Source organism: Pseudoalteromonas sp. NZS71_1, assembly GCF_015864305.1.
Taxonomy (GTDB): Bacteria; Pseudomonadota; Gammaproteobacteria; order Enterobacterales; family Alteromonadaceae; genus Pseudoalteromonas; species Pseudoalteromonas arctica.
Genome location: NZ_JADYXM010000012.1, coordinates 74,521 through 97,523, shown reverse-complemented (window position 1 = coordinate 97,523; position 23,003 = coordinate 74,521). Strand labels below are relative to the sequence as shown.

The window sequence follows — 23,003 nt, the reverse complement described above, 5'->3', positions numbered from 1 at the left end:
ACCTATTTATCGACTAGTTTAGAGCGGTTTATATTCTAGTAAAAAACCTGCCTGACCTACTGGTAATGCCGTTAAGTTAAAATTGGTATACCTTATGGTAATATTAAAGCGTCAAATTGGTTGATCATATGACTGCGTTTGAGTATATTAACGTCAAAGGTCACATAAAATATACATCAGCATAACAAGCTAACACACTAAAATCACACAACAACAACCAGCGGAGAATTCAAATGTCGTTGAAGTCACGAGATAACAATAATTCTACAACAGGGCAGTTTGCAATGCGCCCAGTTGCAAAATGGGTAAGAACAGCGGTCATCGCAGGTATGGCAAGTTCTTGCGTGTTTACAGCAAGCGCACAGGAAGATCAGGGAAAAGCGACAGAAGTTGAAGAAGACGTTGAAATAATTAGTGTTACAGGTACACGTAGAACGATTCAAGACCAAATAGCAATTAAACGTGAAGCAACAACGGTAGTTGATGGCCTGTCATCTGAAGATATTGGTGATTTACCAGCACTGTCTATCGGTGAAGCACTGGAATCAATTACAGGTGCTGCATCTCACCGTGAAAACGGTGGTGCAACAGAAATCACTATTCGTGGTCTTGGTCCATTTTTAAGTGCAACGCATATCAATGGTCGTGAAGCGACTAATGGTAGTGGTGACCGCTCAGTTAACTTTTCGCAGTTTCCGTCAGAACTTGTAAAAAAAGTAGCAATTTATAAAACGCAAGATGCGTCAATGATTGAAGGTGGTGTTGCAGGTGTTATTGCACTTGAAACTATAACTCCACTTGATTTTGGCAAGCAACGTGTATCAGCTGAAGTTAAATTAAACTACAACCCTGATGAAGGTAATGTAGATAACTCACTTCAAAGTGACGCGGGTTACCGTGGCACGTTTAGTTATGTTGACCAGTTTGAATTTGATAACGGCCAAGCCGTTGGTGTGTCTTTTGGCGTACAGCGCCAAGATATCAGCCAACCAGAAGCTGAATACAGAAGCTCTAGCCCATCAGGTTCTTCATTATGGGCGTGTTTAAACGATCCTAATAATACCAATGAAGGTTTTTATCGTAGCAGCGCAGGCGACTGTGAAGACCAAGTTAGTGGCAGTAGCAACCAAGGTTACGATACAGAAATTGATCCTGAAACAGGTAAAGCAGTAAGTGATGGTACTCCTTACGCTTGGACTGGCAGTAGCCGTAGTTACCGCCAAAACGAGACATCAGATGAACGTGATGCAATGTTTTTTGCACTGCAATACCAACCGTCAGCTGATTGGGATGTTAACTTTGACGCACAAATATCAGATAGAACACAACAAGAAGCACGCCACGATTTAATCTTTTTACAAAAACGTGCAACACCAGGCGTAACAGGTCCAACACTTGTTACTAATGATGTAGGCGGTATTTTGCACTGGGAAGGTGAAGAGCGCATTGAATCAGCGGGTGAGCAATTTTCTCGTGAAGAAAACTACCAAGGTTACGGCATAAATATAGAACATACAGTTACTGATAGATTAACTGTTGACTTAGATTTAGCGTATTCAAAAACTGAACGTGAAGAACTTCAAATATCTAACCGTGGTAGAACATCAGGTCGTAATTTCTTTTCTTGGGATATGGGCGATGAGATCCCTCATTTCACACTGACAGATTTTGACGTAACAGATATTTCAAACTTTACAGATAGCCTAAGAACACGACTTGACCGTGAAAATGTTCGTGAAAACGAAGTTATCTCAGCGCGACTAGATTTTGACTATACCTTAGATGGCAATGTTTTCACCAGTATTCAAGGTGGTATTAGAACATCTGAAATGACCTTCCTACAGTATGGTGGTAGCCAAGGTAACGGTTCAAGAAATGAATTTACACTAGACTCTGGTACTGAAGCGCTTGACGTATTACAAGGTTGTCAAATCGATTTCCCTGAATCAGGCTTTTTATCAAGTGTATCTGATGGCGATATCGTAACAAATGTTGATAGTGACGGTAACGTTGTAGATAGCGGTACAGGTTCATCATGGGCTACATACGACAACGTATGTTTCTCACAAGCTGTAGCTGGTTCTAACGCTGATGGTGTGTTTGCTTACCCAGAAGTTGAATATGAAAATGCAGGTACAATTGATGTAACAGAAAAAACAACATCAGTGTACTTAATGGCGAATTACGATACTGAAATGTTTGGTAAATTCATTCGCGGTAACTTTGGTCTTCGTATTGTAGACACAGAAGTAACTTCGATTGGTTTTAGAAATAGCTTTGACGTAGTAACAAGCGACACCGGTGTACTTTCTCTGGTTGAATCTGATAATGGTTCATTGGATAAAATAAAAAGCGGTGGTGACTACACGAAGTATTTACCAAGTTTTAACCTAGTTATTGACTACAGTGAAGATATTTTATTCCGAGCTGGTATATACCGTGGTATGTCACGTGCAGATCCATCTGATTTAGGTTACAGCCGTACATTCCAAGAAGATACAGAAGGTACAGCAACATCAATTAGCGATTTATTAGTGGGTGTAAATGGTTCTGGTAACCCGGACACTCAACCGCTTATGTCGTGGAACTACGATGCTGCGTTTGAATGGTACCCTAACGAAGATTCAATCTTAGCGTTAAGCTTATACTACAAACAGTTCAACGGTGGTTTTCAACAACAAACAGTAATTGAAGATTTTACTGTTGCCGGTGAAACTGTTTCATTACCAATTACTAACTCTGTTACATCAGATGAAGACAGTGAAATACTAGGTCTTGAAGCTTCATTTTCTTACCGCTGGGATAATGGCATCGGTATGAAATTTGGTTACAACTATGCAGACACTGATTTTGAGTTCCAAGATAGCTTATACGGCGATACGTTTGAGACTGACGTAGATGGTAATACTACACAGTTAACTGACGGTATTATTGAGTCGGCTTCAGTACCTGGTTTCTCAAAGCATGTATTTAGCAGCCAGCTGTACTACCAAATTGGTGGATTTGATACTGCTGTTATTTACAAATATCGTAGTGAGTATTTCCAACCATATACTACAAATGGTACTCGACTTCGTTATGTTGATGGCGTAGGCGTATGGGAAATGCGCGCATCATACAAAATTGATGAGCACTTTAGAGTTAAAGCAGAAGCAATTAACTTGTTCAGTGCACCTAAATCACAAGACTTCTTTGTTGAAGGTAACTTAGGTGAAGTGAATGACTACGGCCCACGTTTATTCTTAGGTTTAAGCTACAAGCTGTAATAATAGTTAAACATTAAATCACATCAAAAAGGCGGTTTTACCGCCTTTTTTGATCCTCAAATTCTTCAATTTTATATTTTCGATAATACTAACAAACAGTACTTAAAAAAAACTCACTCCAGAATTAAGCTACTTGACTAAAAAGCAATTAAATTGGTTAACCAATAATGCTGTTTATTAAGCACGCCCAACATCATCGGTTTCTCCTGCCTAAATTATTTCATTTTTAAAACGATAACTATTCTAACCTTTGTTTTTGACAGCCCTATTTCTAATATAATTTAAAAACCATAAATAACATAAACTTAAAATGTAAGTTTTGCTTTTAACTTGAAATTTAGTTAGGTTTTTCTATTTTGGTAATAACATATTGCATAATATTTGATCTAAATTCATTACCAAAAGGTTGATCTTTGTAGGTGCGGGTGTAAATATAAAGTTAAGACTTTGTAACAAGAAAGGGCTTTTAATAAAAACAATAAAGTAGCTGGTTAAACATAGCATTTCACACACACAGGAAAAAAACTATGAGTCACAAGTTATCTAAAATTACACTGGCAGTTATATCGGCAACCGCACTTGGTATGTCTTTGTCTACACAGGCGCAAGAAGCTCCAAAAAAAGCTGCAGACGATCTTGAGGTTATCGAGGTTTCAGGTATTCGACAATCGCTTACAAATGCTCTTGCACAAAAGCGTTCAGCAGATAGCCTTGTTGAAATTATCGAGGCTGTAGATATTGGTAAGCTACCAGATCAAAACCTCGCAGAAGTACTTGAAAACGTAACAGGGATTCAAATTACTCGTGAAGCAGGGGTAGGTACGGGTGTTCAAATTCGTGGTACCAATGCTAATCGTACAGAAGTGAACGGCGTATCAACAGTTGGCTCAGGGTCTGGACGAAGTGGCATTAGTTTTGAGGATGTATCAGCTGCAATTATCTCCGGTGTAGAAGTAATTAAATCACCTGAAGCAAAAACAATCGAAGGCTCTGTGGGCGCAACAATAAACCTTAAAACAATTCGCCCGTTACAGTTAAATGAAACTCTAGGCTCAATTAGAGTTCAAGGTGAAGATAGTAGCTTATCAACAGATGGCGTGACTCCTAGGGTATCGGGTGCTTGGGGTGATAACTGGGAGCTTGATTCGGGCGGTAAGTTTGGTGTTGTATTTAGTGGTAGTTACAGTGAGCAAGACGTAACCGCATTTCGTCCTCGCGCAGATAGAGATAATTCGGTAGCCGCTGATAGCGGTGCTGCAAGTGCACAATCGTTTGATTTTCTACCAGTACAATTTTTAATTCAAGATTACGATAATTACGAATACGAGACAAAAAACTTCGCAGGTACATTTGAATATGCACCAAACGATAATATGAAATTCTTTTTTGATGCAGTTGTTAATGATCAAGAGCGCCGCCAAGAAAGCTCAAGAGTACAAGCATCTGGCCTAAGTGATCTTAGAAATGTATCAATACCGAGTGAATTTGAAACAGTTAATTTTGGTTCACTGGACGGACAAAACCTAGGCAGCATACAAGCGGCCGTAAGAGGCGTAATTCCGGTTGAAGACGGTGGTGGCGATCCTAACTTGCGTTTTTCTAGCGATACTAATTCACGCATCACAAAAAGCAAAATATTTAGAATAGGGGGGGAATGGCAAGGCGATAGATTATTTGCAAGTGTTGAAGCCTCAACCTCTCGTTCTGATTCAACTACACCAAGCTTTAATACAACGCTTAATTTTATAAATCCAAATGTTGCTACTAATTCGTCAAATGAAAACGGGACTCCTTTTGAGTATGATCTTACAGGTGATGCACTTACGTTTGGGATTGCAACGGGGGAGGCAAACGCGCCAACAATGGCTCAATTACTCGACCCTGCAAATGTTGTTCTACGTGACGTAAACCAAGGGCAAGATGAGTCAGAAAATACAGAAGATGCGTTTCGTACAGATTTTACATATTACTTAGATGATGTAATAACGTCAGTCGATTTTGGTTACCGCTACAGTAAAACGAGTAGTGTGTCGGATCAAGTTCGCTCTAACGTTGGTTTAAGAAATATGGCTGATAGCCCAACGGGTGATTTATTTGCACAATTATTAACAGCGGGCCCAGATAACTTTAACGATGGTGATGGGCGAGCACTCTATATTCGTGATTTCTTACTTATAAACCCAGAGCTTGCATCCTCTGATCCACAAGCTGTATTAGCAGCACTTAACCAAGCGATTGAAGCTAATAATGCAATAACGGGTTCTGATCGTGGACCAATAAGTTCACCAACGTCTCAAGTAAATGCATTTTTTGATATTGAAGAAGAAACACATGCCTTATATGCACAAGCAAATTTTGAGTATGGCATGTTTCGCGGTAACTTTGGCCTACGTTATTTAGAGACTGAAGTTACATCGCTAGGTAACTCTGTTACTCAAGATGGAAGTGGCAACGAACTGGTTACTCAGCTAACGTCTAAAGGTGATTACGATTTCTTTTTACCTCGATTCAATTTAGCCGCGAATGTAAGTGAAGATGTGATTGTTCGTTTAGGTTGGTCAAAAGATATTAGACGCCCAGATTTTGATGACCTATCTACATCTGTTACGTTTGGCACCAGCCCTAATAGTGCCGTTTCAATTGGTAATTCAGGCTTAGCGCCAGAAGAAGTAACCTCTTTCGATATATCCACAGATTGGTATTTTGCACCCGCTGCTTTGTTAAGTGTGGGGTACTTTCATAAAACACGTAGCGATTTGCACGTTACACAGCAAGTTGACCCATTTGAAGACCCAAGCACAGGCTTTCGCGATACTAATGGTCCAGAGTGTGAAGGCGGCGGCATATTTAATCCAATTGCAGACATAAACGTATTTGGCCCAGATGCTGGCGTAGGGTTATGTGTTCCTACGCAAACTACTATTAATGATTCAGGTGAAACAACGCAGCAAGGTATTGAGCTTGCAGCTCAATACGACTTATCAAGTTTTGAAAAAGAGCTAGGTTGGGCATCAGGTTTTGGTGTGGTTGCTAACTATACCTATCAAGAATTTTCTGGTGGTGAATCATTTGACACTGCAACGAGTCGTGCAAATGCAGTTTTTGCATTAACAACCGGTAACCCGGATGCAGACATAAGTGCTAAGCAATCACTAATTGATCTGTCAGAAAACGCATATAACATTACATTTTATTATGAGAAATACGGTCTATCTGCTCGAGCGCGTTACACGTGGCGCGAAGGGTACCGTTCAACTGACTTTGGCAGCACCTCAAGCTTCCCATGGGGTTTCCCTGTTGTTCAAGAAGACAGAGGGCAGCTTAATGCCAGCATAAGTTATGATGTGAACGATCAGCTAAATATCGGTATTGAAGCCGTTAACTTAACTGAATCAGAAGTTAGCCAGTCTTGTGTTAACGAAGGTGCTTTACTTTGTTTCCAAGGTATTACAGACCGCCGTATTACATTTGGCGCTAGCTATAGATTTTAAAAGTTATAGTTAAATCGAGTCTATAAGTGTGTGTATTTAAAGACGCTAAAAGCAAGCCATCTGGCTTGCTTTTTTTTAACTATAATTAGTTAACATTTATAAAAATGATTTATTCCACTTTGTATTTTACTTCTCAATACTGTTACTGCGGCAATGTCTTGCGACACTGCCACCAGTAATTATACCAACCTGCATAAATCTTTGATCAATTTAACGAATTAAATTGCACTATAACGTCGTTAAAAATTTTTTATTTAGAACAACTAGATACAAAAATTTTTGCCTAGTTCTAGCGTAATTTTCTTAACGTTAAATAGACCCCGTATATAAGCAGATTGGTATTATTATCGAGATAGTATTAAACCAATACCGTTACTTCTTAACCTTACCCTTAAGAACATAAATTTCACCATCGAAACTGCCTTGTATCGTCAGTCCTTGGCTTGCTAACTCTTGTAAATATTCGATATGGTCATTAGTGATATGCTGGCCTGGGACTAAAAGCGGAATGCCCGGTGGATATGGAGTAACTAAACCTGCACAAATGCGGTTGTTGCTTTTACTGATAGGCACAGATTCGCGGTCGCCATAAAAAGCATCGCTTGGAATACACGCCAAGTCGATGGCAGGTAAATTTTCAGGTAAGCGAGCTCTACGCGTCGATTTCGATAGTTTTACCTTACCGCTGTCTAGCTTTTTCAACGCATTGTACAAACGAATTATTTTTGAGCGCGTGCCGCCAAGCGTCAGTAAAACCAAAATGGTGCTGTGTGTGTATTTTTCTATCTCTAGCCCAATTTCATCCAGTAAGTATTTATGAATATCTTTTAATGAGTAAGGTAGCTCACTAATATCAATAAGGATCTTTAATGGGTCGTGGCCCATATTATCACCACTAAAATGCGGGAATATTTCCATAAAGTCTTGCTTAGCTAATACTTTAATTTGCTTAAGCGAGGCCATCTGTTGTTTAAACTCCTCAACATGATTTAGCAGCGCATTGAGCAGCTTATAGCCTTCCATCTCTAATTGCTTTTGGCACACGTCAAGCGATGCAATAAGCTGGTATTTTGGCGATGTGCTGGCGTAGATGCTATAAATCTCTCGAAAGAAATCGGCATCAAAATCTGGATCGTTAATATGAATATAAGACGCCTGAGAAAACGCCGATACTACTTTATGCGCCGAATGCGTAATGTAGTCAGCCCCAGCATGTATTGCAGAATAATGACGAAAGCTAGGATGAAACAAAGAGTATGCAAACCAGGCTTCATCTATAAACACTTTAATACCATATTGATGAGCATAATCTACGACTTGTTTTAGGTCGCTAAGTAAGCCATCGTAAGTACAACCGGTAAGCACTAGTAATTTAGCATCAGTATTATTTTCAATTGCTAACTTGATGTCGGCCAAGGATGGTGGCGCGAAAATTCCATATTTTGGATTTAAGATACTCGCCAAATAAATGGGGTAACTGGCTGATTGCAAGATGCCATAGTGTACTGATTTATGGCAATTACGGTCGACAATTACTTTATCTCCCTTGCGCAGGAGTGTCTGCAAGATGATTTTATTTGAGGTAGATGAACCATTTGTAACAAAGTAGGTGTGTTTAACTTCAAACGTCGCCGCTGCTGATTCTTGAGCGCGACCAATGGTATTGGTGCTGTCTGATAATGAACCTAGCGAGTCTACCGAAACCGACAGGTCGCCAACAAATACATTGCGGCCGTAAAACTGATAAAAATCTTTGATGTAAGGTGAGTTTCTAAAGCTAGAACCCCCACTATGACCCGGTGTATGCCAAGAGTCGTTTGCTTCACCAACGTAACGACGATACGCCGTCCAAAATGGGGTTTCAGAGCGGTCGTCAAAATCGTTAATCATATAACCTAAAATAGCTTCTGGGTCAGAAATCACTTCATCTTTAAAAAAGAAAGATTCGATTTCTTCTGATTCGTTTACGATCTCCAGCCCTTTAGTGTCGTCGCCAATAACATAAACCGGTAACTCAAGACGAATTGCCTTTAAATCCTCGATAAAGCGGCTATACATCCGCTCACCCACTTTGTTGTGCATATCCCAGCTTAGAACTACGGCTTGAATATCACCATCTTCCTCTACATGTTCCAACGCGCGTTTAAGCTCAAGGCATTCAATAATATCGATATGAATATCGTCTCGCTCAAAGTTAGGAATTGTTTTTGACAGATTCGTTGAAAGCCCTTGTAAGGTGGCTGGGTCTTGTTCAATTATCAAGATACGAAGTAGAGGTAGCATAGAGGGTTTCGCAATATAATTTTATAATGCTCACTAGCATAACCAAAGGAGTGAGCGTTGTGAAATTAATACTTTGATAATGTTCTAATAATTGTTCTATTTCATTGGCTACTACAAATAAGAGGCGCAATGAAATTCATGTGTTTTCTGTTTCCATCGTAAGCATAAAGATTTTGATCACTATCAACGACAATATACTTCCCTTTAAGTTTTATACCACTACAGTATAAAAATTATACCTATTTGATGGGCAGTTTTGTGCCAGTGTAGGTCGAATAAGCGAAGCGCCATCCGACACAGTAAAATACCTTACCAATTATTATCAGCATTTTATGTTGTCGAGTGGCTGGAGAGTGCCAATAGCGGACATTGGTAATGCCCAATTGAGGTGTTACAGGCTCAATTAAGCACCTTAATGACTAAACCAAACCCAAATCAAAAATACCAAGCGTGGTGAATCACTCTTAAATTGTTTGTTAGGCGCGTTATTTAAGATGCAGTATTTGATTAAATAAACTGCGTTGAGACCCAATCTCTGTCGTTGCTATTACTAGAGACTTCAATAGTTTATCTGACGCTTGGTAGAAATTAGTAATTTGCCCTGAAAAATCTCTAATGTCCAACCTCGAAATAATTTTGTACTGGTTTAATGCATCAGCGTCCCTATGAGCTATAGTGTTAAGTCGAATTTCTCGAAATTGTTGAACTGTCACTTTATGAGCTTTTCGAAGCTCCTTCAATGAACTAGAGACTTCTTTTTTAGATTCGGCTGATAAGCCAGTGCAGTCAAAGATAAAACCCATTTTCTTACCAGTTACCTTTGTCATATCCCACTCATAGATTGTCAGCAATAGAGTACGTAAAGCTATGCCTCTTTTCGTCTCATTCGGATGCGCAAAAGCATCAGCTTTCAAGGCTTGGATATCTCTTTCGGCTAGAAGGAAGTAAAGACTCAGATTAAAAAACTGCTGAGATGCAGGGAAATATTCAATGTTTATCTTTTCCATTTGTTCAACAAACGTAAGAATTGTGTTGTTGATAACCTTATCTTTAAGCTGGAACTCTTTGTTTAATTTTCTGTGTAATCGCCACAGAAGTAATGCTTTTAACTTTTTACCAAAACGCTTTTGGAACTCCATGCGCCACCATCGCTCTTGAACTTGGCGACGAGAATCAGAAAATTTTTTGCTTATCATAAATATTCCACCAAAGCGCCTAACGCCCGCATTTGCCGATGGTTTGGAACGCAGCGGAAAACTAGTCCGACAACATGCGCTTGTTAGGCGCGCTATTGCCAACCATTGTTCTCTTCGCACCAGTCATAAAGAATAATAATTTGTTCAAGTTCATAGATTGCTCGAAACAAATCACCGTAAAGCTTACACTCACTGAAATTAGTCATTGATTGAGTTATTGTATTATTAAGAAGAAATTCATGCGCCATATCATTACGATAATTAACGATACTTTCTAGATAGGCAATAAAATCTGGCCTTAAGCCTTTATCTCTTAGCTCGTTTTTGGTTTTTCCAAGAGTCCACTTTTTCATGCTCTCTGATGGAACGTCATACATTCTTGAGAGCAGCCCCTTTAAACCAAATTCCAGAATTTGAGCTTTGCCCATGAACATGGCGTATTGCTCAAGTACACTCTGATTTTTGTATCCTTCAAGCTTCGCATAGACTAATTCTTCAATGTCTCCAGCAGACAATGCCGCTACTTCTGTCATTCTCGATTCCTTATCGCTTCAGGCGCCTAACATTTTATAGTGAGCTCATCGCGCATGTTTCTGCCGACCCCACGCTCATTTATCTACGTTATTTAGTTTTAACAAATAACCTAAGGCATTACTATCACTATGTTTTCTTAAGCTTTAAAGTATAGTTAAATAAAATAATATGCGTACGCCGTTCATCTTCATGAATATACGCGCAAAAAGCAGTTTGACCAATCAATTAACTACGGTATTTAGCCAATCTCAATGACCGCTAATCGCTCAAAGCAGCCTATAATTACTCTATTTTATCTTTAAACTCACACAAGTCTTCAATAATACAGCTGCCACACTTAGGTTTACGCGCTACGCAGGTGTAGCGCCCGTGTAGTATTAGCCAATGGTGAACGTCTACTTTAAATTCTTTTGGTACAACCTTTTCAAGCTTTTGTTCTACAGCAACTACGTCTTTACCCATGGCAAGCTTAGTACGGTTAGATACACGAAATATATGTGTATCTACGGCTATTACACGCCAGCCGAGAGATAAGCAAGGTAGTTGTCAGGTTGAAAGTATAATAGCACTTGAATTTCCCTGCTTTTCAGTGGCATAGTGCCTAAAGCAATAAAATAATATGGATTTTTCATGGCAGAACTTTTAATTCCCCAATCTTTAAAAAAATACTTAGCTAGCAATGACGTTATTCCTTTAATTGGTGCAGGTGTTTCTATGTCTGTCGAAAACAAAGATGGGAGTAGGGCTTTTCCATCTTGGCCTGAACTACTTAATTTTGCAGCAGAAAGATTGGAAGATGAAGAGTTATTAGATGATAGTCATCTAGTAAAATTGCTTGTGAAGAAAGAAAAGCTCCAACAAGCTGCACAAGAAGCTCAAGAGCAATTGTCAGGCAGGCGCTGGCATGATTTTATGCAATCCCAATTTGTAATAGATTTCACTCAATTGGACGATAGCTGTAAGGCGTTACCACAAGCAATTTGGCAATTAAGTAACAGGCTTGTAACCTTAAATTATGACAAGGTATTAGAATGGGCACATACAGAATCAGTTAATGTTTGTGCTTTTGATAACGAAAATACAAATCGACTTGCAGAATTTTCACGCAATGGCTCCCAAGAAATGCTTTGGCATTTGCATGGTAAAATCGAAAATCCTAAGCATATGGTGCTTACTCCACAATCATATAATCGGTTATACCAAGAAGATGCTGAAGAACATTATCAGGCTGCGCTTACCAAGTTCAAAGAGCTGTTAAGCAACAAGATTATTCTTTTTATTGGTTGTTCACTTGATGACGCAGAGCTATTGGCTGCAATAGTAAAACAAAATAAATTGTTTGATAATAATACTGGTCCTCATTATGCGCTGGTAAGAGAAAGTGATAAGCAGGCAATTGATGCTAAATTGACTGGCATCCCAGTTAATACAATTACTTTTAATGACTTTGGTCAACCGTTAATTGATGCTGTACATCAATTGGTTGAATGCAAAAATCAACAAGAGCAGCAACCAAAAGAATCAATTCAACCACTTAAGGAAGAACCAAATAAGCACGATAAAATTGGTCTATTTACAGCCTCACCTTTAGATAAACCAATAGATGATTCGGATATCATCGCAAAACTTAAAAAGTTTAAATATCCTATTTCGCAACAAGCTTTTACTGAAAGTAACTTAATGGAGGCTGATGATTATTCCATTTTATTTTTATTAGCCAAAACAACGAGTAGTGGGTTGTTGATTGAAGACGACAACGCTTGTAGTGATTACTTAGCAATTGATGAACTAGAAAGTAGCTTACCAATTAATGCTAAAATAACAGTGTTGATCACAGATAAACTATTGAATGAGCAAGAACTAGGGCAAGTTAAGTTTCCATTACTGGTTTTTCCTCTGTTAAATCAACAAGGTAAAGATCTTAAAGCTCTTGATAAATTAGCGCATCAACTATTTAAAAGGCCGTATGTTAAACACTTCATTGATAAAAGTGATGTTCAATCGGTGCATATTAGCGGTGAGTTATTAGCATCTCTGAAACCAGAAAACCGTCAGCATTGGCATAAGTATCAACCATTACTACCTAAAGGTATTAATACAAGTGAATTGCAAGGCTTTACAGGGCGTTTATCTGATTTAGCGGATATCAGCCAAAAGCTTGCTAAAGCAGCCAACAAACAAAGGTTATTAACAATTAAAGGCAGTGGTGGCTTAGGTAAAACAACAATAGCAAAAAAAGTGGCATTGGAATTAGCGAATCGCGGGCATTTTGATGCAGGTGTGAATTTTATTGATTGTGAACATATCTCAAGTAGCAATCAGCTTGAAATACACATCGGCAGTGCCTTTAACTTACGTGCCGCTGAAGATTTATTTGGTCACTTAGCAAAACATCATGATCAGCGACAGCGTTTACTGATTTTTGATAACTTAGAAAGTTTATTGTATTTAAAACAAGCGGATAAAAGCCAAAACAAGCAAGAAGTAGAACAAGTTAGGTTATTGTTATCGCAAACACTAATGTATGCAAATGTGTTGGTGACCTCAAGAGAAAGCATTAATACAGAGTGGGAAGATGTGTTGCCATTTCGGCAAATGGAATCTGAAGAAGCATTAGCATTATTTAATCGCCTAACTAAAAGCGGTTATCGCAGTGATAAAGAGCAAGAGTTTGCGCGCAGAAAAATTCTAGAACCACTACTAAATAATAACCCGTTAGCCATTAAGTTAATTTGTGATGGTATGCCTGCTGGTAAAAGCTTAAAAGAGTTAAAGCAAGAGTTAGAAGACGACTTTTTTGATAAGGTTAAAGAAGAAGACTTAACTTTAATGTTTGACGATGAAGTTGATTTGAATATTAATCGTCAAGAGTCTCTTTATGTTTCTATTCTTTATTCTTACGGTTCATTGGAGGAACATCAGAAACGTACATTGGAATCCTTCTCGTTATTTCCTGACGGAATAGATCTCGATACGTTTAAACGTATAGTAACTGAAAGTAAAAGGAGGGATGGAAACGAAGAGGCAAATAAATTGAAAAAGCCGATTAGTGATAAAGATATTGCCGTTCTTACAAATAAATCATTAGTCGAAGCTTACGGTGGATTTTATTCATTACAATCGGTTATTCAACGTTTTGCTCGTTTTCGATTTGAACAATATACGACAGAAAAAGACAAACCTGAATTGTTCAGGCAAGCTTTTAAATACAATCAGCAGCTCATGGAGTTTATTTACAATCTCAAAAACACTAATAAAAAGTCGAATCTAATTTTCTCATCCCTTTTTAATAATTTGATAGCAGCGCTAACTTATGGCACTAAGGACAATGTAATCAGAAGTGAAGATGAATTAGAAGATTACTTTGAGATGGTTAAAAGCATTAGTCTATTATCAAGCAACTTAAATCTAGATTCTGAATTTTTAGCTGCCTACGAAGAAATTAATATTGAAGGGCTTATAACAAAAAGTAATGAATTTCAGGTAAGACAGGTATGGAAGCTCATAAAACTTAAGACGCGCTATTTTAACGGAGAGTTTGATGCTGCTTATGAGCAATTAAAATCTTTAATGACAATTGAGTCGTTATTGGCTCTTTCAGGAAAGTATGAGAGAGGTCGAGTACTCGAAAGGATTGTTTACAATATCGCAATTAATCTATATGAGATGGAAGGTTATGCACTTGATAGGGTTGCCCATAACATAAAGCTCAATTCATATCGGTACGTCACTCTCTGTACATCGAATGTTCAAGTTGCAATGAATGTTGAACCCTTAATGAGCCTTGTTAAAACTGATTTGGGTTACTACGAGGCACAAGGTTATCTATATGGTGCAATCAATCTAAATCAACTAAATCATTCCATAGATGAATTACATGAAAATGAGCATAGAGACAGGGTGCAGTTAACTTATCTTAAATCTCGTGAAACCTATGTGAGCTATGAAGCTATAGATAAGTTGGTTAGTGTTAACCCTTATACGCGAGGTTTAAAAAAGTTGATGTATGCTTTTTCATGCGAGTATGAGCAGTCATCTGAGCTAGAATATAATGAGCTGAATGAGAATATAATTCGGTATTACCAATCAGCATTACCAGACTTAAGCCATATTAAGTTTTATTATGTGCAAGCTCTTTATTTTTATGCTCGATTTTTACAAAAAGCTGATAGTTTAGATTTCGAAACTATTTATGAACAAGGGTTGGGATTAACTAAAAGGCATCATTATCGATATTGGCAACACAGATTTTTATTATTAAAACAACCCAATTTAGGGCCTTATAAACCAGAAGATTACCCTCTACCTGGAAACCCTGATATTTCGTTATTAGTTGAAAAGCAGGCTAAGTGGATAAAACAAACTTATGGTACAAGCTTGAATCCATTCAATCAGGGCAACACTGAGTTAAAAGCGCTTCCAAGTTAAATTTTTCAATAATGTTTTTTAGATGGGGGAGTTTTATAACTCTCCCTGATAAGTTTTAATTAAGCAGTAAAGTAAACTAAAATTAGATGCTAATTAGTGTGACTTAAATTTCAGTTTTTTCTTTAAACTCACACAAGTCTTCAATAATACAGCTGCCACACTTTGGTTTACGCGCTACGCAGGTGTAACGTCCGTGCAGTATCAGCCAATGATGCACGTCTACTTTAAATTCTTTTGGTACAACCTTTTCAAGCTTTTGTTCTACAGCTACAACATCTTTACCCATGGCAAGCTTTGTACGGTTAGATACACGAAATATGTGTGTATCTACGGCTATTACAGGCCAGCCAAAGGCGGTATTGAGTACAACATTAGCGGTTTTACGGCCAACGCCTGGTAGGGCTTCTAGGGCTTCACGATTTTCTGGCACGATGCTGTTATGCTCATCCACCAAAATTTGGCACATTTTGTACACGTTGGCAGCTTTAGAATTAAATAAGCCGATGGTTTTTATATAATCACGCAGTGTATCGTGACCTATATCTAAAATGGCTTGTGGCGTATTAGCAACAGGGAACAACTTTCGAGTGGCTTTGTTAACGCCTACATCGGTTGCTTGCGCTGAGAGTGTTACTGCTACTAGTAACTCAAACGGGCTTGAATATTCAAGCTCAGTAACTGGGTGCGGATTATCGTCGCGCAGGCGCGACAGTATTTGGTGACGTTTTTCTTTATTCATGCAACTTAAAACGTATTAGTGCTAATTGTTGCTCTAATACGTTTTCCCCTTAAGTTAAGCTGGTAACACGTGCTCGAGGGCCTTTTTCAGCCTCTGGCGGTGCAATTTGCTTTGATTTTATTTGTGCGTCAATTACGTTTTTTGCAGCAATAAGCAGCCCAAGTCCTAAAAAGGCACCCGGTGGTAAAATTGCGAGTAAAAATTGGTTATCAAAGTTAAATACTTCTATGCGCAAGCTCTGTGCCCATGGGCCAAGTAATAAGTCGGCACCGTCAAACAGCGTACCTTGGCCGATTAGTTCGCGCATAGTACCTAATACTAACAGTACAGCCATAAAGCCTAAGCCCATCATTAAGCCGTCAAATGCTGATAAATGAACAGGGTTTTTAGAGGCATATGCTTCGGCGCGGCCAATAATGGCGCAGTTAGTTACAATCAACGGAATAAAAATTCCCAATGATTGATATAAACCAAAGGTATAAGCGTTCATAAGTAATTGAACTATTGTTACAAAGCCCGCGATGATCATTACAAATACAGGTATACGAATATCTTTTGGCACCCAGTTACGCACAATTGATACGGTAACATTGGAGCCTATTAGTACGAGTAAAGTTGCTAAGCCTAAACCTAAGGCATTTGTTACAGTTGAGGTAACGGCAAGCAGTGGACATAAACCTAAAAGCTGTACAAGGGCAGGGTTATTTACCCACACACCTTCTTTGTATAATGTTTTTAACTCACTCATTTAGCTACCTCCATACATTCGGCATTAGGTGCTGCAAAAATATCATCAAAATTAGTTTGTGCGAACAATACGGCATTTTTAACAGAGCCCACAACAGCACGTGGCGTTATGGTCGCGCCTGTAAATTGATCAAACTGGCCGCCATCTTTTTTTACAGCCCAGCGAGCGTCTTCTTCGCCTTCAACCGTTAAGCTTTTAAATGTTGTGATCCAAAGTGACTTTTTAACTTCTACTTTGTCGCCTAAACCAGGGGTTTCTTCGTGTTTAGTCGTACGCACGCCAGCAATAGTGCCATCGCTCAATACAGCTGTTAATAAGTTAATATCGCCACTGTAGCCGTTTGGCGTAACATGCCTAATAACAACAGCGACTGGTTTATTGTTTTTACGAGCACGGTAAATTACTTGGTTTGCGTGTGGGCCTAGCTTTTCGTCAGTAATAATTACGCAATCTTGTGATAATTGATTGTCGTACGATTTTGGGTCGAGCACTTCTTGTAGCTGCGCAGTAAGTTGCAGTTGTTCTTGCTCTGCAATTTTATCGGCAGTAAGCGCGTTGATAGAGGCAACTAAGCCCGTTGTTGCTAACGCAAACGCAGTTAAAATAGCACCATTTTTAGCCATTGACGAAATGATCATTTTACTGCTCCATGGCCATAAGTACGTGGCTGTGTGTAGTAGTCTATTAGCGGCACTGCAATATTAATCAATAATACGCTAAATGCGATGGCATCAGGAAAACCACCAAAGGTACGAATTAAATAAATTAGTAAGCCAATTAGCGCGCCATAAATTAAGCGCCCTTTGTTAGTTGTTGCTGCAGATACCGGATCGGTTGCTATAAAAAAGGCCCCCATCATAGTGGCACCACTTAATAAGTGAAATAGGGTGCCCGGCTCTGTACCTGGTGATGCGATATAACCAATAGCACTACATACAGCTAAACTTGCGATAAAACTTACAGGAATATGCCAGTTAATTATTTTTGCTTTTAATAAGTATAAACCACCCACTAAAAAGCCTAAGTTAACCCACACCCAACCAAGGCCAGCCCATTCGTTAAATAATGGTTTTTGCATGCTTTCGGTAACGGTTAAACCGTGTGCTATGTCTGTTTTAACAGTATCCAGCGGTGTTGCCATTGTTAGGCCATCAACCCCTGCACGTACTTGATCTAGGCTAAACCCAGAGGCCGTAAAATCGGTGAATATTAGCCTTAGCTGATCAGCAAAGCCTATTGGCGTATTTATTAAATCGGTAACAGGCAACCATGCGGTCATTTGTACCGGAAACGAAACTAAAAGCAGTACATAAGCCGCCATTGCTGGATTGAATAAGTTAAACCCAAGGCCGCCATAAAGCTGTTTAACTATAACAATAGAAAATAAACAGCCAATAACGATTATCCACCAAGGCGCAAGTGGTGGAATACTCAGTGCCAATAACACGGCAGTAAGCCACGCACTGCCATCACTTAATGCAGGCCAAACAGGGCGCTTTCGTATTAGCATTATTGCAGCTTCAAATACGCTTACAGCAACAAGCGCTAGTACCAGTTGAATAAGTACACCTGTTCCAAAAAAGAAAACTTGAGCAATTAGCCCAGGAATACACGCAGCAATAACGCTAAGCATTAATCGCGTTAACGATTTATGGCTGTGATTATGCGGCGAACTGGCCATGGTTAATTTCATGACTGATTATTTCCTTCTTTTTGTAACTTTTTAGCTTTTGCTCTCGCAATTGCAGCAGCCACGGCGGCTTTTTTCTTATCGTCTGCTGATTTAGGTTTATCTGCGTTAATAAGATCTGATGAGTCATCGGTGTTACTTTCTGCACTCTTAGGTGCTGCGCTATCAACTTGTAGCTCTTGGGGCTGAGTTTGTTCGGTATCTTCTAGTGCTTTAGCCGCTTTTTTAGCTTTAGCACGAGCTATGGCCGCAGCTACCGCTGCTTTTTTATCATCAATGGGTGCATCAGTTTGTGGCTCTTCACTTGTGGTTTGCTCGGCTTCTTCTAGTGCTTTAGCCGCTTTTTTAGCTTTAGCACGAGCTATGGCCGCAGCTACCGCTGCCTTTTTATCATCAACGGGTGCCGCGCTTTGTGGCTCTTCACTCACGGACTGCTCGGCTTCTTCTAATGCTTTAGCTGCTTTTTTAGCTTTTGCACGAGCAATGGCCGCCGCTACCGCTGCGTTTTTGTCATCAACAGGGGCCGCGCTTTGTGGCGCTTCACTAACGGTTTGCGCAGCTTCTTCTAATGCTTTAGCTGCTTTTTTAGCTTTTGCACGAGCAATGGCCGCCGCTACGGCTGCTTTTTTGTCATCAACAGGGGCATCAGTTTGTGGCTCTTCACTCACTGTTTGCTCAGCGCCATCTAATGCTTTAGCCGCTTTTTTAGCTTTAGCACGAGCAATGGCCGCCGCTACCGCTGCTTTTTTATCATCAACAGGGGCATCGCTTTGTGGCTCTTCATTTGTTGCTTGTTCAGCGTTATCTAATGCTTGTGCTGCTTTTTTAGCTTTAGCTCGAGCAATGGCTGCAGCGACTGCTGATTTTTTATCATCAACAGGTGCAGTATCGGCTGATTCATCTGTTTGAGATTTTTGCTCTTTATATTTACGCGCTTGTTCTTTACGTAGTGCGCGCTCTTTTGCTACTTCGCTGTTGTCTGGTTCTAATTCAGCAGATTGATCGCCTAGCTTTTTAGCTTTAGCGCGTGCAATAGCGGCTGCAACAGCTGATTTTTCATCGCCGTTATCTGATTTATTTTTAACGCGGGCTAGTGCCTCTGCTACTTTTTGCTTTTCGTCAGCAGATTTAGCGGCAGGTTTACGTTTATGGCGGTTTTGACGTTCTTCTTGCTCACGATCTAAACGCTCTTTTCGTGCATCAAAACGCTCTTTTGCTCTGTCGGCTTTAATTTTGTCAGCTTGTTGTTCTTTAATTTCAACTTTGGCTATACGGTAGTACTGCACAAGAGGGATTTCACTTGGACACACATATGCACAAGCACCACATTCAATACAGTCAAATAAATTGTGTTCTTGTAGTTTGTCGTACTCTTTTGATTTAGCAAACCACTGCAATTGCTGTGGTAATAAAGAAGCAGGGCAGGCATCAGCACAGGCGCTACAACGTATACAGGCTTTTTCAGGGCCGGGCTCCGCTAGCTCTTTATGATCAGGCGCTAAAATACAGTTAGTTGTTTTAACTATGCCAATACGTACTGTGGGTAGCGTAAAGCCCATCATTGGGCCGCCCATCACAACACTTTGCTGCGGTACAGGCGAGAAACCTTGGCAATCAAGTAAATGCTTTATTTCAGTGCCAAGTAGTGCCCATACATTCCCAGGCTTATGAATAGTGTTACCTGTTACCGTAACTATACGTTCAATGAGTGGTTTACCTTCATAAACGGCTTGTTGTACGGCAAACAAAGTCCCGGTGTTATGCACTAAAATACCAATATCGGCAGGAATACCAATGCTAGGAACTTCACGGTTAGTAAGTAATTTAATTAATTGCTTTTCACCGCCAGATGGATAAATAGTTGGCACCGTTTGAATAATGATTTTTGAGTTATGCTCAGCTGCTTGCTTCATTGCTGCAATAGCTTCAGGCTTGTTATCTTCTATACCCACAATGCACAGCGTTGGGTTTAAAAGCTGCTGCATTATTTCAATGCCTTGGATAACTTCTTTAGCGTGTTCGCGCATTAAAACGTCATCGGCAGTAATATAAGGTTCGCACTCAACAGCATTTACAATCAAAAATTCGATAGGTTGCTTGGTATCTGCTTTTACATAAGTAGGAAAACCAGCACCACCCATACCGCTAATACCGGCTTGGTGAATAATATTTATCAGCTCATCATGACTAAGCTCAGCAGGATTTTTATTTTTATTTAGAGCTACCCATTCGTCTTTGCCGTCTGGTTCAATAATAACACTTAGTTCAGGTAGGGCCGATGGATGTGCTGATGGCATAGGTGCAATATCAGTAACCACACCAGAGCTTGGCGCATGCACAGGTACCGACCAGTTAGCAGCAGGCGCTGTAAGTGGTTGGCCTTTTAAGACGTGTTGGCCTTTTTCTACAAGTAACTTACCGTTTGCGCCTATGTGTTGCTTAAGCGCAACAATGAGTTTGTCGGGCAAAGGTAGGCGAGTGATACTCGCACTATTAGAGAGTGATTTTTGTTGTGGTGGGTGTATGCCGCCAGGAAATGCCCACACGGTGCCTTTTTTTATTTGTTCAAGTAACTTGTCCACTCAAACCTCTAATCTATTTGTGTAACAGGAATAGCATCTAGCTGCCATTTCCAGTTTTGTTTAGTTTCGGCTACAGGTAGCATATCAATGCAATCTACAGGGCAAGGCTCAACACATAAATCACAGCCAGTACATTCATCAATTAATACAGTGTGCATTTGACGAGTTGCGCCTAAAATAGCGTCAACCGGGCAGGCTTGAATACATTTGGTACAGCCAATACATTCATCTTCGCGAATATAAGCCACTGTTTTTATAGGTTCTGCTTGCTCGCCACCGGCAAGTGGTTTTTCATCAACACCCATTAAGCCGGCAAGCTTTTTCATGGTTGATTCGCCGCCCGGTGGGCATTTATTTATTTCATCGCCATTGGCTATGGCTTCGGCGTAAGGGCGACAACCCGGGTAGCCACATTGTCCGCATTGAGTTTGCGGCAAAATAGTATCAATTTGCTCAACAATAGGATTACCTTCAACGCGAAAGCGAATTGCTGCAAACCCTAAAATAAGTCCAAAAATGAGTGCTAGCGAACCAATCGCTATCAAGGCATAAAACAAGGTCATATTAAAACTTCACTAATCCAGTAAAACCCATAAACGCCATCGACATTAAGCCTGCAGTGATCATTGCAATAGAGGCGCCTTTAAAAGGCGTAGGAACGTCAGCAGCTGCTAAACGTTCTCGTAGTGCTGCAAATAATACAAGCACTAAAGAAAAACCAACCGCAGCACCAAAACCATACACTGCAGATTGTAAAAACGAATGATCTTCTTTGATATTTAATAAAGCCACACCTAATACCGCACAGTTAGTGGTGATCAGCGGTAAAAATATGCCTAATAAACGATATAGAGTAGGGCTTGTTTTACGCACAACCATTTCGGTAAATTGCACTACAACGGCAATCACTAAAATAAAGCTCATGGTGCGTAAAAAGGCGATATCCAGAGGGATTAAAATATATTGATTAACTAAATAGCTAGTTACAGAGGCAAGGGTAAGCACAAACGTGGTTGCCAAAGACATACCAATCGCCGTATCAAGCTTACCTGATACGCCCATAAACGGACATAAGCCTAAAAATTGTACTAATACAAAGTTATTAACCAGAACGGTTCCAATCAATAACAAGACATATTCTGTCATGTGTGCCTCACGCTATAATAAACGTGGGTATTATCCTTTTTTCTTTATCGATTAACAACACATGAGAAGCAAATAAACGACTCAATCAGTAATGATATTAAAGTGACTTAAGATTTCAGGTGTAATTAGAATAGGATCGATATTATACGGCTTTAAAATATCTTTAAATTGATCGTGTTCTTGGTATAAATCTAATAGTGCTTTATTAAATAGGGCAATTTGTTCAGGAGATAATTGAATTTTATTAAAACCAATAAAATAGGGGGATTCGCTTTGTAAAAAGGCCAAATTAACATGATGTAAGTTAAACTGTTTTAGCCTAGCGCGTGCTTGTAAAGTATTGGCAAAGTAGCCATCTATACGATTGTTTTCTATCATTTTTACACCCGTACCATTGGCATCAGTGAGTAAAACAATATCAAATTCCCTCAATCCGTCTTTAATCATTTGTTGCTGTATTTTGATTAGTTGAAAAGATGCATTTGAAGGGCCAAAAACAGCAATTTGCATTTTTTGTAGATCATTGAGGCTTTTGATGGTTTTTTTTGCACCCTCAGGTTGAAAAAAGCCATATTGCATTTTCATAAGCGGGATCGAAAAATAAAGCCACTCGTTGCGGTCAAGATTCCAGCCCATAGGAAAGTTTCCTTGAGCTTGCAGGTTTTTTAACATGAGCTTAGAGCGACGATTTGGTACGCTGACAAACTCACATTTATAATTGAGGCGTTTACACGCTAAGGTAAGTATATCAACAAAGGGGCCAGCGGCATTATCGTGTTCATCAACAAATGAAAATGGAGGATAGTTGTGAGTGCTAAAAACTAATTCTTTTTGCGTGGCGTTTGCGTACAAACTCAAAGGCATAATAAAAAGTATAATAAAGGTAATTACTCTTTTCAT

At 39.5% G+C, this 23,003-nt stretch carries 14 protein-coding genes and 1 pseudogene; 3 read left to right on the top strand and 12 right to left on the bottom strand.

Annotation, left to right across the window (positions count from 1 at the left end):
* The first annotated feature begins 233 nt into the window (after nucleotides 1–233).
* The gene (locus I6F43_RS15925; protein ID WP_007585340.1) at nucleotides 234–3,266 is read left to right on the top strand and encodes a TonB-dependent receptor; all 3,033 of its coding nucleotides are present in this window, start codon (nucleotides 234–236) and stop codon (nucleotides 3,264–3,266) included.
* Between the two features lie 527 nt (nucleotides 3,267–3,793).
* Nucleotides 3,794–6,757 carry a TonB-dependent receptor gene (locus tag I6F43_RS15920; RefSeq protein ID WP_024591526.1) on the top strand — a complete coding sequence of 988 codons (2,964 nt, stop codon included), beginning with the start codon at nucleotides 3,794–3,796 and terminating at the stop codon, nucleotides 6,755–6,757.
* Between the two features lie 372 nt (nucleotides 6,758–7,129).
* On the opposite strand, the gene I6F43_RS15915 is transcribed toward I6F43_RS15920, so the two are convergent.
* The 4 genes and pseudogenes from I6F43_RS15915 to I6F43_RS15900 all read right to left on the bottom strand — a co-directional run.
* Nucleotides 7,130–9,040 carry an aminotransferase class I/II-fold pyridoxal phosphate-dependent enzyme gene (locus tag I6F43_RS15915; RefSeq protein ID WP_033027026.1) on the bottom strand — a complete coding sequence of 637 codons (1,911 nt, stop codon included), beginning with the start codon at nucleotides 9,038–9,040 and terminating at the stop codon, nucleotides 7,130–7,132.
* 485 nt (nucleotides 9,041–9,525) lie between these two features.
* The gene (locus I6F43_RS15910; RefSeq protein ID WP_197103122.1) at nucleotides 9,526–10,236 is read right to left on the bottom strand and encodes a hypothetical protein; all 711 of its coding nucleotides are present in this window, start codon (nucleotides 10,234–10,236) and stop codon (nucleotides 9,526–9,528) included.
* Nucleotides 10,237–10,328: 92 nt separating this feature from the next.
* On the bottom strand, nucleotides 10,329–10,769 hold the full coding sequence (locus tag I6F43_RS15905; protein ID WP_197103120.1) for a hypothetical protein: 441 nt from the start codon (nucleotides 10,767–10,769) through the stop codon (nucleotides 10,329–10,331).
* A 283-nt stretch (nucleotides 10,770–11,052) separates the two neighbouring features.
* Nucleotides 11,053–11,301 (bottom strand): annotated as a pseudogene (locus I6F43_RS15900) (endonuclease III); the annotation flags it as partial.
* 99 nt (nucleotides 11,302–11,400) lie between these two features.
* On the opposite strand from I6F43_RS15900, the gene I6F43_RS15895 reads away from it, so the two are divergent.
* A complete protein-coding gene (locus I6F43_RS15895) occupies nucleotides 11,401–15,198 on the top strand; it encodes an SIR2 family protein (RefSeq protein WP_197103118.1) in 3,798 nt (1,265 codons plus the stop codon).
* Between the two features lie 103 nt (nucleotides 15,199–15,301).
* On the opposite strand, the gene nth is transcribed toward I6F43_RS15895, so the two are convergent.
* The 8 genes from nth to I6F43_RS15855 form a co-directional block, all read right to left on the bottom strand.
* Nucleotides 15,302–15,937, bottom strand: coding sequence for an endonuclease III (gene nth / locus I6F43_RS15890; RefSeq protein WP_197103117.1), 636 nt, complete (start codon nucleotides 15,935–15,937; stop codon nucleotides 15,302–15,304).
* Nucleotides 15,938–15,986: 49 nt separating this feature from the next.
* Complete coding sequence (locus I6F43_RS15885; RefSeq protein WP_010553676.1) at nucleotides 15,987–16,685, bottom strand: electron transport complex subunit E; 699 nt, start codon at nucleotides 16,683–16,685, stop codon at nucleotides 15,987–15,989.
* The gene (gene rsxG / locus I6F43_RS15880) at nucleotides 16,682–17,323 is read right to left on the bottom strand and encodes an electron transport complex subunit RsxG (protein WP_002962266.1); all 642 of its coding nucleotides are present in this window, start codon (nucleotides 17,321–17,323) and stop codon (nucleotides 16,682–16,684) included. Before rsxG ends, I6F43_RS15885 begins: the two co-directional genes overlap by 4 nt.
* On the bottom strand, nucleotides 17,320–18,378 hold the full coding sequence (rsxD, locus tag I6F43_RS15875; RefSeq protein WP_002962268.1) for an electron transport complex subunit RsxD: 1,059 nt from the start codon (nucleotides 18,376–18,378) through the stop codon (nucleotides 17,320–17,322). The genes rsxG and rsxD overlap by 4 nt, the downstream gene beginning before the upstream one ends.
* Complete coding sequence (gene rsxC / locus I6F43_RS15870; RefSeq protein WP_197103114.1) at nucleotides 18,375–20,957, bottom strand: electron transport complex subunit RsxC; 2,583 nt, start codon at nucleotides 20,955–20,957, stop codon at nucleotides 18,375–18,377. Before rsxC ends, rsxD begins: the two co-directional genes overlap by 4 nt.
* 8 nt (nucleotides 20,958–20,965) lie before the next feature.
* A complete protein-coding gene (rsxB, locus tag I6F43_RS15865) occupies nucleotides 20,966–21,520 on the bottom strand; it encodes an electron transport complex subunit RsxB (RefSeq protein WP_007585357.1) in 555 nt (184 codons plus the stop codon).
* Between the two features lies 1 nt (nucleotide 21,521).
* Nucleotides 21,522–22,103, bottom strand: a complete 582-nt coding sequence (gene rsxA / locus I6F43_RS15860) for an electron transport complex subunit RsxA (RefSeq protein WP_008172491.1) — start codon at nucleotides 22,101–22,103, stop codon at nucleotides 21,522–21,524.
* A gap of 81 nt (nucleotides 22,104–22,184) precedes the next feature.
* Nucleotides 22,185–23,003: a substrate-binding periplasmic protein gene (locus I6F43_RS15855; protein ID WP_197103112.1), complete on the bottom strand. Its 819-nt coding sequence runs from the start codon at nucleotides 23,001–23,003 to the stop codon at nucleotides 22,185–22,187.